At 61.4% G+C, this 14,513-nt stretch carries 11 protein-coding genes and 1 tRNA gene; 7 read left to right on the forward strand and 5 right to left on the reverse strand.

Annotated features, from left to right (window positions below; translation table 11 throughout):
* Window positions 1-2,241 carry a xanthine dehydrogenase family protein molybdopterin-binding subunit gene (locus tag ACTRWK_RS09010; protein ID WP_289081941.1) on the forward strand — a complete coding sequence of 747 codons (2,241 nt, stop codon included), beginning with the start codon at window positions 1-3 and terminating at the stop codon, window positions 2,239-2,241.
* Window positions 2,238-2,837, forward strand: coding sequence for a hypothetical protein (locus ACTRWK_RS09015; protein ID WP_037943730.1), 600 nt, complete (start codon window positions 2,238-2,240; stop codon window positions 2,835-2,837). The genes ACTRWK_RS09010 and ACTRWK_RS09015 overlap by 4 nt, the downstream gene beginning before the upstream one ends.
* On the opposite strand, the gene ACTRWK_RS09020 is transcribed toward ACTRWK_RS09015, so the two are convergent.
* The gene (locus ACTRWK_RS09020; RefSeq protein ID WP_037943731.1) at window positions 2,838-4,352 is read right to left on the reverse strand and encodes a malonate--CoA ligase; all 1,515 of its coding nucleotides are present in this window, start codon (window positions 4,350-4,352) and stop codon (window positions 2,838-2,840) included.
* Between the two features lie 155 nt (window positions 4,353-4,507).
* On the opposite strand from ACTRWK_RS09020, the gene ACTRWK_RS09025 reads away from it, so the two are divergent.
* The 5 genes from ACTRWK_RS09025 (at window position 4,508) to ACTRWK_RS09045 (ending at window position 10,054) form a co-directional block, all read left to right on the forward strand.
* Window positions 4,508-4,581: transfer RNA gene (locus ACTRWK_RS09025), tRNA-Gly, on the forward strand.
* Window positions 4,582-4,718: 137 nt separating this feature from the next.
* The gene (locus ACTRWK_RS09030) at window positions 4,719-6,518 is read left to right on the forward strand and encodes an ABC transporter transmembrane domain-containing protein (protein ID WP_037943732.1); all 1,800 of its coding nucleotides are present in this window, start codon (window positions 4,719-4,721) and stop codon (window positions 6,516-6,518) included.
* 67 nt (window positions 6,519-6,585) lie between these two features.
* Window positions 6,586-7,017: a peptidoglycan-binding protein LysM gene (gene lysM / locus ACTRWK_RS09035; protein WP_037943733.1), complete on the forward strand. Its 432-nt coding sequence runs from the start codon at window positions 6,586-6,588 to the stop codon at window positions 7,015-7,017.
* A 218-nt stretch (window positions 7,018-7,235) separates the two neighbouring features.
* Window positions 7,236-9,113, forward strand: coding sequence for an acyl-CoA synthetase (locus ACTRWK_RS09040; RefSeq protein ID WP_009826457.1), 1,878 nt, complete (start codon window positions 7,236-7,238; stop codon window positions 9,111-9,113).
* Window positions 9,110-10,054 (forward strand): alpha/beta hydrolase, encoded by a 945-nt coding sequence (locus ACTRWK_RS09045; protein ID WP_289081908.1) that lies wholly within the window; start codon window positions 9,110-9,112, stop codon window positions 10,052-10,054. The genes ACTRWK_RS09040 and ACTRWK_RS09045 overlap by 4 nt, the downstream gene beginning before the upstream one ends.
* A gap of 9 nt (window positions 10,055-10,063) precedes the next feature.
* On the opposite strand, the gene ACTRWK_RS09050 is transcribed toward ACTRWK_RS09045, so the two are convergent.
* From ACTRWK_RS09050 to ACTRWK_RS09065, 4 genes are all read right to left on the reverse strand, one after another.
* Window positions 10,064-10,900: an alkaline phosphatase family protein gene (locus ACTRWK_RS09050; RefSeq protein WP_037943735.1), complete on the reverse strand. Its 837-nt coding sequence runs from the start codon at window positions 10,898-10,900 to the stop codon at window positions 10,064-10,066.
* Window positions 10,901-10,969: 69 nt separating this feature from the next.
* Complete coding sequence (locus tag ACTRWK_RS09055) at window positions 10,970-12,607, reverse strand: ABC transporter ATP-binding protein (RefSeq protein WP_005852242.1); 1,638 nt, start codon at window positions 12,605-12,607, stop codon at window positions 10,970-10,972.
* Window positions 12,604-13,419, reverse strand: coding sequence for an ABC transporter permease (locus ACTRWK_RS09060; protein WP_009826461.1), 816 nt, complete (start codon window positions 13,417-13,419; stop codon window positions 12,604-12,606). Before ACTRWK_RS09060 ends, ACTRWK_RS09055 begins: the two co-directional genes overlap by 4 nt.
* Before the next feature lie 133 nt (window positions 13,420-13,552).
* Window positions 13,553-14,509 (reverse strand): ABC transporter permease, encoded by a 957-nt coding sequence (locus ACTRWK_RS09065; protein ID WP_005852247.1) that lies wholly within the window; start codon window positions 14,507-14,509, stop codon window positions 13,553-13,555.
* Between the last annotated feature and the right edge of the window lie 4 nt (window positions 14,510-14,513).

Here is a 14,513-nt window from a genome sequence, read left to right on the forward strand (position 1 = left end):
ATGGGACGTGTGAAAACAATTGCGCGCCGCAGCTTCCTGATTGGCTCTGCCGCTGTTGCAGGCGGCGTCGTCTTTGGCACCTATCTTTACAAACGCGAGGGGGAGAACCCGCTGCTCGACGGGTTGAAACCCGGCGAAACCGCGATCACCCCCTACGTCAAGATCGACGCTCAAGGGATCACGCTGATCACGCCGCGCGCGGATGTGGGGCAGGGCGCGTGGTCGATGCAGGCGCATATGATCGCCGAAGAGCTCGACATTGACCCACGCAGCGCCAAGCTGTCGCCCGGTCCGGCGGATGCGATTTACTACAACGGCGTTGTCGGGGCAGAGGCGCTGCCGATTGCGGCGACCTCTGACACGATGCTGGCACGCGGCGGGCGCGGTGCGGTCGATGTCATGGGCAAGCTGATGGGGCTGCATATCACCGGCGGCTCGTCCACCGTGCCTGATATGTATGATCGCCTGCGCATGGCCGGTGCCGTCGCACGCGAGACGCTGATCAAGGCCGCGATGAAGCAGACCGGCCTGCCGCGCGACCAACTGGGGACAGAGAACGGCTGCATCGTGCTGCCCGATGGGTTGAAGATCGAATACATCGACCTTGCCAGCATCGCCGCTGAGATCGAGCCGGTACAGGATGTCACCCTGCGTGATCCATCGGAATGGCGCTATCTGACCAAGCCGCAGAAGCGGACCGACATCGTGGCGAAATCCACCGGTCGGCAGATCTACGGCATCGACATGCAGATGGACGGTATGGTGATCGCCACGACCCGCACCAATCCGTCGATTGGCGGCGGGCTGAACGGTTTTGACGCCGAGGCGGCACGCCAGATGCGCGGGGTCAGCGCAGTCTTGCCCATCACCGGCGGCATCGCTGTGGTGGCGGATAACACATGGCGCGCGTTTCAGGCGGCTCAGGCGGTTGAATGTGACTGGGGTCCGTCGCCCTATATCGGTGACAGCGCTGACCAGTTTGCCGCTGTGGCGGCCTCTTTCACCGAGGATCACCGCGACAGCCGGTTCAAGGACGAAGGCGATGTAGAAGAGGCGTTGCAAGATGCCTCGGTGGTCGAGGCGGAATACCGCATCCCCTATCTGGCCCATGCCCCGATGGAACCGATGAGCGTCGTGGTCAAGCTCACCGAGGGGCGGCTGGATATCTGGACCGGCACGCAAATCCCCCGTTTCGTCAAGGCGAATATGGCGCGGCTGACGGGGTTGGACGGGGATGACATCCACGTGCATGTGCTGATGTCCGGTGGCAGCTTTGGCCGGCGCCTTGAGGATGATTATATCGCCCAAGCGGTCGAGATCGCGATGCAGATGCCTGACACGCCGATCAAGATGATCTGGCAGCGCGAGGAAGACTTCACCCATGATTTCCCCCGCCCGCTGGCCATTGCGCGCGGGCGCGGTGCTGTGGCGGATGCCGGTATCGCGGCGTTTGATCTGTCGATCGCGGCCCCCTCGGTCGCTGAATCCTCGCTCGCAAGGTTGAACCAGCCCGCCTTCGGTCCTGATGTGGCGATTGTCGCGGGGGCCTGGGACCAGCCGTTCCAGATCCCCAACTACCGCGTCACCGGCTACCGCACGCCAGCGATGGTGCCCATCAGCTCTTGGCGGTCGGTCGGTGCGTCGGGCAACGGGTTCATGCACGAAAGCTTCATGGATGAGATGTGCCACGCCGCGGGCGCAGACCCGTTGCAAGAGCGGCTGCGCCTGTGTTGGCACGACGCATCGCGCAAGGTGCTGGAGGCCGTGGGCGAGATGTCGGAATGGGGCAGCGATCTGGGGCCGAACCGGGGGCGGGGGCTGGCGTTTACGCTGGCCTTTGGCGTGCCCGTGGCCGAGGTGGTCGAGGTCACCAACACCCCCGACGGCATCCGTATCGACAAGGTATTTGTCGCCGCCGATGTGGGCCGCGTGCTGGACCCCGTGAACTTTGAGGCGCAGTTGCAAGGCGGTGTGATCTTTGGCCTGGGCCACGCGATGAACTGCGAGCTGACCTATCGCGACGGCGTGGCAGAGCAGGATAACTACCACGCCTACGAAGGGATGCGCCTGCATCAGACGCCTTTGATCATGGTGCGCGGGCTTGAGAATGGCGACAAGATCAGGGGCATCGGTGAACCCGCCGTCCCCCCCGCAGCACCTGCTTTGGCCAATGCGATCTTTGCCGCGACGGGGCAGCGTATCCGCGAACTGCCGCTGTCCAAGTCGATTGATTTTGTATGATCTCCCTTCGCGGGGGGATCATCGCGCTGGTCTGCGCGGGTGGTGCTTTTGCGCAAGAAGCACCCGATCGCGCAGCGGCGCTGGCGGCGTGGGATGATATCCACACGGTCGTTTCACATCCGCGCTGTACCAATTGCCACGTGGGCCCTGCTGGCGTGCCGCTCTGGGAGGGGTTGGGCCACGAGGAGGCAGCCGACCAAGCGCCCGTGCACGGCATGAACATCCTTGCCGATGAAAGCCGCATCGGGGCCGAGACGATGCCCTGCCGTACCTGCCACATCAGCGCCGCGTCGGAAAATAACGTCCCGCACGCGCCGCCGATGATTGCGGACGCATGGCGGCTTCCCCCGATTGAGATGGCGTGGAAAGGCAAGACCAGCGCCGAGATATGCGCACAACTGCGTGACCCCGACAGCAACGGTGCCTTTGCGCCCGAAGACCTGTCCGATCACCTGCGAACGTCGGCCTTTGTTGCATGGGGCTTTGACCCCGGCGCAGGGCGCGAGGCGGCCCCCGGTAGCATCCCCGAGATGCAGGAGGCGCTGGCGATCTGGGTGGCAGGCGGCACGCCCTGTGTGGGCGACCCGCACCCGTAGTCAGCCCTTGAACAGATCCCCATAGGTTTCGCGCAGCAGGTTCTTTTGCACCTTGCCCATCGTATTGCGGGGCAGGGCATCAATCACCACCAGCTTGCGCGGACATTTGAACCGCGCCAGCGATTGCGCGACGGTCTGCGACAGCGCCTCTAGGTCCAGATCTCGGCTGCCATCGGCGACCAGCACACCAACCGGTGCCTCGCCCAGATCCCCATGAGCCACGCCGATCACGGCGCTTTCCAGCACGCCGGGTTGATCGTCCAGCACCTGTTCGACCTCTTTGGGATAGATGTTATAGCCGCCGGATATGATCAGATCCTTGCCGCGCCCGACAATCTGCACATAGCCGTCTTCATCAATCAGCCCCAGATCGCCGGTGATAAAGAACCCGTCCGCACGCAGTTCAGCGGCGGTTTTTTCGGGCATCTGCCAATAGCCTTGGAAAACATTCGGCCCGCGGACCTCGACGACGCCGATCTCTCCCTGTGGTAGGGTCTCGCCGGTATCGGGGTCGCAAATCTTGAGCTCGACCCCCGGCAGGGGTGTGCCGACGGTCCCGCCGCGCCGCGGCCCGTCATAGGGGTTCGACGTGTTCATATTGGTTTCCGTCATCCCGTAGCGTTCCAGAATACGGTGGCCTGTGCGTTCCTCGAACTGCTTGTGCGTTTCGGCCAGCAAGGGGGCAGAGCCCGAGATGAACAGACGCATATGCGCCGTCAACCCGGCGGTGAAGTCATCAGAGCCCAGCAAACGGGTGTAGAAGGTCGGCACGCCCATCAACGCGGTGGCCTGCGGCATGAAACGGATCAACTGATCGATATCGAGCTTGGGCAGGAACACCATCGCGCCACCGCTGAGCAGCATGATATTGGTCGCCACGAACAGCCCGTGCGTGTGGAAAATCGGCAGCGCATGCAGCAGCACATCAGCCTTGGTGAATTGCCAGACATCAACCAGCGTTTCGGCGTTGCTCAGCAGGTTGCGCTGGCTCAGCATCGCGCCTTTTGATCGGCCTGTGGTGCCCGAGGTATAGAGGAAGGCGGCCAGATCCTCGGCCCCGCGGTCGACGGTATCGAATGTGTCGGGCAGGGTGGCCGCCAGATCGCGCAGCGTGCCGCGGCCGGTGTTGTCCATCGTCTCTACCGCAGCACCGGCGGCGGCAGCGACCGGCGTGAGTTCGGGAACATCGGCAGGATCGCAAACCAGCAGCCGCGCGCCCGAGTTGCCGACGAAATAATCCACCTCGGACGCGGTGTAGCCGGGGTTGAGCGGCAAGAACACCAGCCCTGCCTGTACGCAAGCGGCATAAAGCGCCAGCGCATCCGGCGATTTGCCGACCTGCACCGCGACACGGTCGCCCGCTGTCAGCCCCTTGTCCGAAAACGCATTGGCATAGCGCGCGGCAGAGCGGATGAATTGGTCGTGGGTGATGGTGCGCCCGTCCGGCAGGATCAGGAACGGCGTGTTTTGCCCGATGTGGCGACCGAATAAAGCGTCGTAAAGCGGGTTGGGCATCGTCGTCTCCTTCTGACCTTTGGTAGCGCGGAATTTGCGCCATCGGCAGGGCCAGGTAAAGGGCGGCAAATGGCGCATTTTGATCTTTGCTGCATTTCGCGCGTGCAGACGGCCTTGACGACCCGCAGCGTATGACTTACCCCTCCTCCCGTAGCGCGGGCGTTGTGTAATGGTAAGACCTCTGCCTTCCACGCAGAAGACGCGGGTTCGATTCCCGCCGCCCGCTCCACTCCTTTCCCGACATCCTTTTGATTTTGGCTATTTGCGCTGGATCAATGCGCTTTTGTCGCAAGCGCCTTAGGGGTGCAGCCCTTGACCCCGCGCGATGTGCGGGCGATGACACGGCAGCACTCCAAAGGATATCTCATGGCACGTACCCCGACGCCCGGCCCCGGCACCGAAGAACGCGAAAAATCGCGTGAGTTGGGGGCCCTGCGTGCGCTGCTGCCGTTTCTTGCACCCTATCGCGGGCTGATGATCGCGGCCATTCTGGCGCTGGTGCTCACGGCGATGATCTCTTTGACGCTGCCGCTGGCCGTGCGCCGCGTGATCGATAACTTCGGCACCGGCGAGGCCGAACTGCTGGACCAGTACTTCGTTGCCGCCCTGATCATCGCGGCCCTTCTGGCCGTGGGCACGGGGCTGCGCTATGCGCTGGTGACGCGCTTTGGCGAACGGGTCGTTGCCGATATCCGCAAGGCGGTGTTCGATCGCGTGATCTCTATGAGCCCGGCGTTCTACGAGAACCTGATGACCGGCGAGGTGCTGAGCCGGATCACCACGGACACCACGCTGATCCTGTCGGTGATCGGGTCGTCCGTGTCCATCGCGCTGCGCAATATGCTGATCGTGACCGGTGGGCTGGTGCTGATGCTGTTCACCTCGGCCAAGCTGACGGCGATGGTGTTGTTGATCGTACCGGCGGTCATTGTGCCGATCCTTGTTCTGGGGCGGCGCTTGCGGGTGCTGAGCCGTGAAAATCAGGACTGGATCGCGGCCAGCTCGGGCAATGCGTCCGAGAGTTTGGGCGCGGTGCAGACCGTTCAGGCCTTTACCAATGAAGCCGCCAGCCAATCGCAATTCGCACAGATGACCGAAGCGTCCTATGATGCGGCGCAGCGTCGGATCAAGACCCGCGCGCTGATGACGATTATTGTGATCTTTCTGGTATTTGCCGGCGTCGTGGGCGTTTTGTGGATGGGCGCGCGGGATGTGCGTGCCGACCAGATGACCCCCGGCGCCTTGGTGCAATTCGTGATCTATGCCGTGATGGTGGCAGGCGGGGTCGCGGCGCTGTCCGAGATATGGGGTGAACTTCAACGCGCCGCCGGTGCCACGGAACGTCTGGTAGAGCTGTTGCGGACCGAAGACACCGTGCAAGACCCCGCTGCGGCCATCGCCTTGCCCAGCCCTGTCGCCGGTCGGATTGCCTTTGAGGACGTGCATTTCAGATACCCCGCACGACCTGATGTGCAGGCACTGGACGGGATCAACCTGTCGATCAACCCCGGTGAAACGGTCGCGTTCGTCGGGCCCTCGGGTGCAGGCAAGACCACGATCATCCAGTTGATTCTGCGGTTCTATGACCCTGCCTCCGGGCGGATCACCCTTGACGGGGTCGATCTGCGCGATGTTTCGCGTGCGGCCTTCCGCCGGTCGGTCGCCTTGGTGCCGCAAGATCCGGTGATCTTCGCCGCCTCTGCCCGCGAGAATATCCGCTTTGGCCGCCCCGACGCCACAGACGCCGAGATTGACGCCGCGGCCGACGCCGCCGCCGCCCACGGGTTCATCAGCGCATTGCCCGACGGCTACGACAGCTATCTGGGCGAACGCGGGGTGATGCTGTCGGGCGGGCAAAAGCAGCGTATCGCCATCGCCCGCGCCATCCTGCGCGACGCGCCGGTGCTGCTGCTGGACGAAGCCACAAGCGCCTTGGATGCCGAAAGCGAACGCGCCGTGCAGGCCGCCGTGGATCGGTTGAGCGCGGACCGCACCACCCTGATCGTCGCGCACCGTTTGGCGACGGTGAAAAAGGCTGATCGCATTGTCGTGCTGGAAGCAGGGCGGATCGTCGATATGGGCACCCATGACGAGCTGGTCACCAAGGGGGGGCTCTATGCGCGCCTGGCGCGGCTGCAATTCACCGATGGGCGCGCGGACGTATAAAAAACCTTGTGAATTTCACGGTTAAATGGAAACAATCACACCCGAATGGATCCAGAAGGAGAACAACATGGGTTTGTGGAGTTTCGTAAAAGACGCCGGCAAGAAAGTGTTTGGCGGCGGTGATGATACCGAAGTCACCGGAGCCGCGCTTCAGGATGAATTGAAAGACCTCGGGCTTGATGCAGAAGGGCTCGATATTTCTGTCGAAGGCGACAAGGTCAAGGTTTCGGGCAAGGCAGCGAGCCAAGAGATGAAAGAAAAGGTCATTCTGGCCGTGGGGAACGTCGAAGGCGTTGCCGCGGTTGAAGAAGACATGGACGGCGGCGAGGGGGACGGCACCTTCCACACCGTTGAAAAAGGCGACACGCTTTGGGCCATCGCGGCCAAGACCCTTGGCAATGGCGCGCGCTATGAAGAAATCTTTGAAGCGAATAAACCCATGCTGACCCACCCCGATAAAATCTATCCCGGTCAGATGCTGCGTATTCCTGCCAAGTAATCGCACTACACAAAAGGGGTGTGCCACGCGCTTTTACCCCATAAAAGAGAGCGGCAGGCGGCGTCTGCCGCTTTTTTTCGAGCCTTCCGTTGGGTCAGTGGGCTTGAACGCAGCGTTTGAGCGCCTGCAAATGCTTGCGAAAGCTGAAATTAGCAATCATCTTTGACAACAGGGAATAACGGGATGCGGGCAAACCGCACCACTAAGGGAGGAACATAATGTCATTTGCCGGTGTAGAAGACCGTAACGCAATCGAAGCAGAAATGCCGTGGGCTGACCGCGACGTGCCCAAAACACTTTGGAGCATGTTGAGCGAAACCGCCGGAAAGTTTCCAAGCCACGACGCGATCAGCTACCAGATTTTCTCTGGGCCGAAAGATCACGCGGAAACCCTAAGCTGGTCGCAGTTGCGGGGGCAGGTGGGCCGTGCGGCCAATCTGTTCCGGTCGCTGGGTGTGGGGCCGACCGATGTGGTCGCCTATGTCCTGCCAAACTGTAACGAGACGGTCATCACGCTTCTGGGCGGTGCGGTCGCAGGGATCGCGAACCCCATCAACCCGTTGCTCGAGGCAGAGCAGATCGGATCGATCCTGCGTGAAACCAATGCCAAGGTCGTTGTGACCCTGCGGCCTTTCCCCAAGACGGATGTGGCCGAGAAAACCGCCGAGGCGGTCAAGCTGGCACCGAATGTCACGACCGTGCTCGAAGTGGACCTGTGCCGCTATCTGACCGCGCCAAAGTCGTGGATTGTGCCGCTGATCCGTCCAAAGTTGAAGGTCACCAATCAAGCGACCTACAAGAACTTCAATTCCGAAATCGCCAAGCAACCGGCCGAGCTGACATTCGACGATCCGCAAGAGGATCGCGTCGCCTTCTACTTCCACACCGGCGGGACAACGGGCATGCCGAAAGTGGCGCAGCACAAGTATTCCGGCATGGTCTATAACGGCTGGCTTGGGCATACGCTGCTGTATACGGAAAACGACAACATCATGTGTCCGCTGCCGTTGTTCCACGTTTTCGCCTGCCACGTGATCCTTATGGCGGCGGTGAAATCCGGTGCGCATGTGGTCTTCCCGACGCCTCAGGGCTATCGTGGGGACGGCGTGTTCGACAATTTCTGGAAGCTGGTCGAGCGCTGGAAAATCACTTTCATCATCACTGTCCCTACGGCGATTTCCGCCAAGATGCAGCGCCCGATCAACGCTGATATCTCGACCGTGAAAACCGCCTTCTCCGGCTCGGCACCCTTGCCGCTGGAACTGTTCCGCCGCTTTGAAAAGGCCACCGGCATCACGCTGATCGAAGGCTACGGCCTGACAGAGGCGACCTGCCTTGTGTCGTCGAACCCGACGGACGGCGTGCGCAAAGTGGGCAGTATCGGGATCACCTTCCCCTATACGGATGTGAAGATTGTCAAAAGCACCAGCGACGGGCTGGTGGAGGCAGAGGTCGACGAGATCGGCGAGATCTGTATCTCGAACCCCGGCGTCTATGCGGGCAATACCTATACCGAAGCCGATAAGAACAAGGATCTCTACTATCAGGGCACGCACCTGCGGACAGGGGATCTGGGCCGTATCGACAGCGACAAATACCTCTGGATCACAGGCCGCGCCAAAGACCTGATCATCCGTGGCGGTCACAACATCGACCCCGCCGAGATCGAAGAGGCGCTTCTGGGTCACGAGGCGGTCGCCTTTGCCGGTGCCATCGGCCAGCCCGATGCCCACGCGGGCGAGGTACCTTGCGCCTTTGTCGAACTGGTCGCAGGTGCGTCGATCACCGAAGCCGAACTGCTTGAGTTCTGCAAAGAGCACGTGCAGGAACGCGCGGCGCAGCCCAAGCACATGACCATCATGAGCGAGCTGCCCAAAACCGCCGTCGGCAAGATCTTCAAGCCCGACCTGCGCAAAAACGCGATCACGCGCGTCTATGACGAGACGTTGGAAGCCGCCGGTCTGCCCGCGCGTGTTGCCTCTGTCACCGATGACAAGAAACGCGGTCTGGTTGCGCAAATCGCCATGAATGGCGCAAGCGAGGCTGATGTCGGCGCATCGCTGGACGTCTTTACCTTCGGTTGGGAGGCCGCGTGATCCAACCCGACTACCGCGTTCTACTGGATGAGGAAATCTGGGCCTATATGGACCGCTCGGACAGTTTCTATCCACCGGACGCGGTGTCACTCACCATCGACCAGCAGCGCGCTGTCTATAACCGGATGTGCGCTGCTTTTCACCAACCCCACCCTGATGGGGTCCGCACATGGGACGTGGCCTTCGGCGGCGTCCCATGTCGCGTTTACGAGGCCGACACATCCGCGATCACGGTCGTCTACTATCACGGCGGCGGGTTTGTTGTTGGCGGGCTCGACAGTCACGATGATGTCTGCGCCGAAATTTGCGCCGCGACCGGCTACCGTGTGATCTCTGTCGACTACGCGCTCGCCCCCGAGGCCGTCTTTCCCGCTTGCTTCAACGACGCATGGGCAGCGTTTCAGGCGATTGCAGCCGCATATGACGGCGGGATTGTATTGGCGGGGGACAGTGCGGGCGGCAATCTTGCTGCCGCCGTCGCCCATACCGCGCGAGGAACTCATGACGGGCGCATAGCGGGTCAGGTTCTGATCTATCCCGGACTGGGCGGAGATCGCAGCAAGGGCAGCTATATCACCCACGCCAACGCGCCGCAGCTGACGGTTGCGGATATGGAGTTTTACCAGCAGGTGCGATCCGGTGGGGTGCCGCCTGTGGACGATCCACGCTACGCCCCGCTGCACGATACCGACTTTACCGACCTGCCGCCTACGGTGATCCTCACGGTCGCCTGTGACCCGCTGTCGAGCGATGGGGAAGCCTATGCCGCCGCGATCAACGGGGCAGGCGGGCAGGCCCATTGGCACGAGGCCGCGGGCCTTGTGCACGGCTGTCTGCGCGCGCGGGTGATGTCACGCAAGGCGGGGGCATTCTTTGATCAGGTGACAGCGGCGATCAGCGCTGTCGGGGCAGGGCAGTGGCCTGCGATCAGCACGGCCTAAGAAAAGGCATTATTTCAGGAAAGACTGCGCCTTCATCGTATCGGCCACAGGCGCACCCAGACGGCCAAGGATCGTCGGCGCGAGCTGCAGCTGGTCGATCACCGTATCTTCGGACGGCCCTTCGGCATCGCCAAAGTAATACAGCGCGGTTTCCTGCTGCAACGCACTGCGTCCGCCGTGGTGCCCGCGTTCGTCCTGCCCGTGATCCGCTGTGACGATCACCTCATACCCCAGGGCGCGCCATTTCGGTATGAAGGGGGCCAGCATCTCGTCCATGACGGCGCAGGCGTGGTCCATTTCCTGACAGTCGTGGAAAAACCGATGCCCCATGCTGTCCAGCGTGCAGGTGTGCAGCATTCCGTAGTTCAGCCCGAACCGCAGCGCCAGATTGGTGAGGGAGCCAAACAGATCCACATCCGAAGGGGTCATCTGGTTCACCAGCCCGTAGCCGGTCATCGTGTGAAACCGCCCGTGGTTGATCGTGTCGCTATCGGGTTCGTCGTATTCCACATCGCGCACATAGTCGAAGGGGTGGCGATTGAAGAATTGCGACCAGAAAGAATGGGCCACGGCCCCTGTCACACCGCCCGCCGCACGGGTCTGGGCGAAGACGTCCTTGTGCTTTAGCCGGAACACATTTCCGTTGCCGGTGCAGCCGTGTTCAGCCGGTGCCACACCCGTGTGGATCGAGGCATAGCAGGAGGCAGAGATTGACGGCAGCACCGCTCGCTGGGTCCAGACCCGCGCCTCGCCACTATCGACCCAGCCTTCCAGATTGCCGAACAGCCGGCGGAAATTGCGGTAGGGCACACCGTCGAGGATGATCAAAAGCAGCTTGTTCTTCATGTCGATACCTCTTCGGCGGGCCACAGCGCTTGTATTTGTCCGATACAAACCGCCTCGTTGCCCACAGGCCTAATTGCCAGCACTTTCCATTTTGCGATGTGCGATGGTTTCTTCCAGCCAGCCGATCTTCATCTCGGGGACAGAGCTCAGCAGCAGGTCGGTATAATCGTCAAAGGGCGGTGACAGCACCTGACTTTTGGTGCCATACCGCACCACTTCACCCTGATACATCACAGCGATACTGTCTGCGATGGCTTTTACTGTCGCGAGGTCATGGGTGATGAACAGATAGGCGACATCCTCGATCTTTTGCAGGTTCAACAGCAGCTTGAGGATGCCATCTGCCACCAGCGGGTCAAGCGCGCTTGTCACCTCGTCGCAGATGATCAGCTTGGGCTTGGCGGCCAGCGCACGGGCGATGCAGACACGTTGTTTCTGCCCGCCCGACAGCTCTGCCGGATAGCGGTCCTGAAACCCGTCGCCCAATTCGATCTCGTCCAGCAGTTCCTGAATACGCTTCTGCTTTGCCTTGCCTTTCAGCCCGAAATAAAACTCGAGCGGGCGGCCGATGATGGTGCCCACGGTCTGGCGCGGGTTCATCGCGGTATCGGCCATCTGGTAGATCATCTGCATCTCGCGCAGGTCTTCGATGGGGCGTTGCGCCAGGGCGGGGGCAAGCTCGCGCCCGTCAAAGGTGATCGTCCCGTCGCTTGGAGGCAGCAGGCCGGTGATCACGCGGGCCAGCGTGGATTTGCCCGAGCCGGATTCCCCCACGACAGCCAATGTCTGGCCCGGATGAATATCGACGTTGATCTTCTTGAGCACGTCAAAATCCGTGCCGGCATAGCGGGCGGTGACGTTTTCGACCCGCAGAACAGGGGTATCGGTCGGTGTCTTTTCCTCGTGGCGGATCGACCGGACCGATACAAGCGCTTTGGTGTAGTCTTCCTTGGGCGCGTTGATGATCTGATCAACGGTGCCGTATTCGACCATATCCCCTTGTTGCAGCACCATAATATGATCGCTGACCTGTGCCACAACCGCGAGGTCATGGGTGATATAGAGCGCGGCAACGCCGGTGGCAGCGATGGCTTCTTTTATGGCGGCCAGCACGTCGATTTGCGTGGTCACATCCAGTGCAGTGGTGGGTTCGTCAAAGACCACCAGATCGGGCTGCGGACACAGTGCCAGCGCGGTCATGCAGCGCTGCAACTGCCCGCCAGACACCTGGTGCGGGTAGCGGTTGCCGATGGTTTCTGGGTCCGGCAGACCAAGCTTGCGGAACAGATCAACCGCGCGTTCCTCGGCCTCGGCCTTGGTAAACTTGTTCTGATAGATCGCGGCTTCGGTCACCTGATCCATGATCTTTTTCGCGGGGTTGAAAGACGCCGCCGCGGATTGCGAGACATAGGTCACCTCGGCGCCGCGCAGGCGGCGCACGGCGCGCAGGCGCTCCTTGAGGATATCCCGCCCGTTGACCCAAACCTCGCCGCCGGTGATCTCTACCCCGCCGCGGCCATAGGCCATCGCGGCCAGCCCGATGGTAGATTTGCCCGCGCCGGATTCCCCGATCAGCCCCAGCACCTTGCCGGGTTGCAGATCAAAGTCGACGCCGTGCACGATCTTGATATCAATCGGCTTTTCGCCGGGCGGATAGGCGGTCGCGCCGATTTTCAGGCCACGTACCTTGAGAAGTGGCTCGGTCATCCGCGGCCCCCTTTCAGCGATGTGGTGCGGTTCAAAATCCAGTCCGCAACAAGGTTGATAGAGATGCAAAGCGTGGCGATGGCATAGGCCGGGTAGAGCGCCGCCTGAATACCATAGTTGATGCCTTCCTTGTTCTCTTTCACGATGCCGCCCCAGTCAGCTTGAGGGGGCTGCACGCCCAGACCCAGAAACGACAGCGTCGACACAAAGAGCACCGCAAAGATAAACCGCAGGCCCATCTCGGCGATCAGCGGCGACAGCGCGTTCGGCAGGGTTTCACGGAAAATGATCCAGCCGATCTTCTCGCCGCGCAGGCGGGCGGCCTCGACATAGTCCATCACGGTGATGTCCACGGCCACAGCGCGCGCCAGACGGTAGACACGGGTGCTGTCCAACAGACCCATCAGGATAATCAGGATCGGCACGGTGGTCGGCATCACCGACAGCACGACAAGCGCAAAGATCAGCGACGGGATCGACATGATCAGATCGACAAAGCGCGAAATGGCTTGGTCGACCCAACCGCCCGAGACGGCTGCGAAAAAGCCCAGAATGGACCCCAGCGTAAAGCTGAGGATGGTGGCTGCAGTGGCGATAAAGATCGTGGTGCGTCCGCCGTAGATCATACGCGACAGCAGATCGCGCCCGATGCTGTCGGTGCCCAGCAGGAACTCCGACGACGAAGGCTCCCACACATCGCCGACGATTTCAGCCATGCCATAGGGGGCGAGCCAGGGGGCAAAGACGGCCATGATGAAATAGACGCTGGTAAAGAACAGGCCGATCATGGCGGAGATTGGAATGTTTTTCATGGGTTCGCTCCCAAACAAATGAATGGGTCAACGTCAGGTGGCGATACGGGCATGCGGCAGGGGGTCGCGTTGATGCGAAGCTGAACTGCGGCCCCGTGCGTCGCGCATTGCCTCGGGGGGAGATGCGCGGCGCTCATTTGGGATGCCTCAGGCGCGGGTTGGCAAGGATCGACACGATGTCGGCCACAAGGTTCAACCCGATATAAACGGCGGCAAAGATCAGACCGCAGGCTTGCACCACGGGCACGTCGCGTTTGCTGACGTGATCGACCAGATATTGCCCCATGCCGGGATAGGCAAAGACGACCTCTACCACCACGACGCCGACGACCAGATAGGCGAGGTTCAGCATCACCACATTGACGATTGGGGCGATGGCGTTGGGGAAGGCGTGCTTGCGGATAATCTTCAACATGCCCAAGCCCTTAAGCTCGGCTGTTTCGATATAGGCCGATTGCATCACATTCAGGATCGCGGCGCGGGTCATGCGCATCATATGCGCCAATACGACCAGCGTCAGCACCATCACCGGAATGGCAATCGCGTTCAGCTTGGCCCCGAGGCTCATGCTATCGTTGATGATCGCCACCGACGGAAACAGCCGCCATTTGATCGCCACCCAATAGATCAGCACATAGCCGATCATGAATTCGGGGATAGAGATCGTGGTCAGCGTGACGGCCGAAATCAGCTTGTCGGGCCAGCGGTCTTTGTAGCGCACGGCCAGCAGGCCCAGAAAGATCGCCAGCGGCACAGAGATTGCAGCAGCCCAGAAGGCGAGGAAAAGCGTGTTCTTCAGACGCCCGCCAAGGCTTTCTGCGATGTCGCGGCCATTGGTCAGCGCGGTGCCCAAGTCTCCTTGAAGCACGCCGCCCAGCCAGGCGAAATAGCGGGTCATGGCGGGATCGTTCATGCCAAGCTCTCGGCGCAGGTTCGCAAGCGCTTCGGGCGTGGCGGATTGACCTAGGATGGATTGTGCCACGTCGCCGGGCAAAATCGAGGTGCCTACGAAGATCAGGATCGACGCGGCAAAGAGGAGAAGAAGGCCCAACGCTAAGCGTTGGGCGATCAGTTTGACGATGGGATGCATAAGC

The organism is Sulfitobacter sp. G5_S2_6_S6 (genome assembly GCF_054968505.1).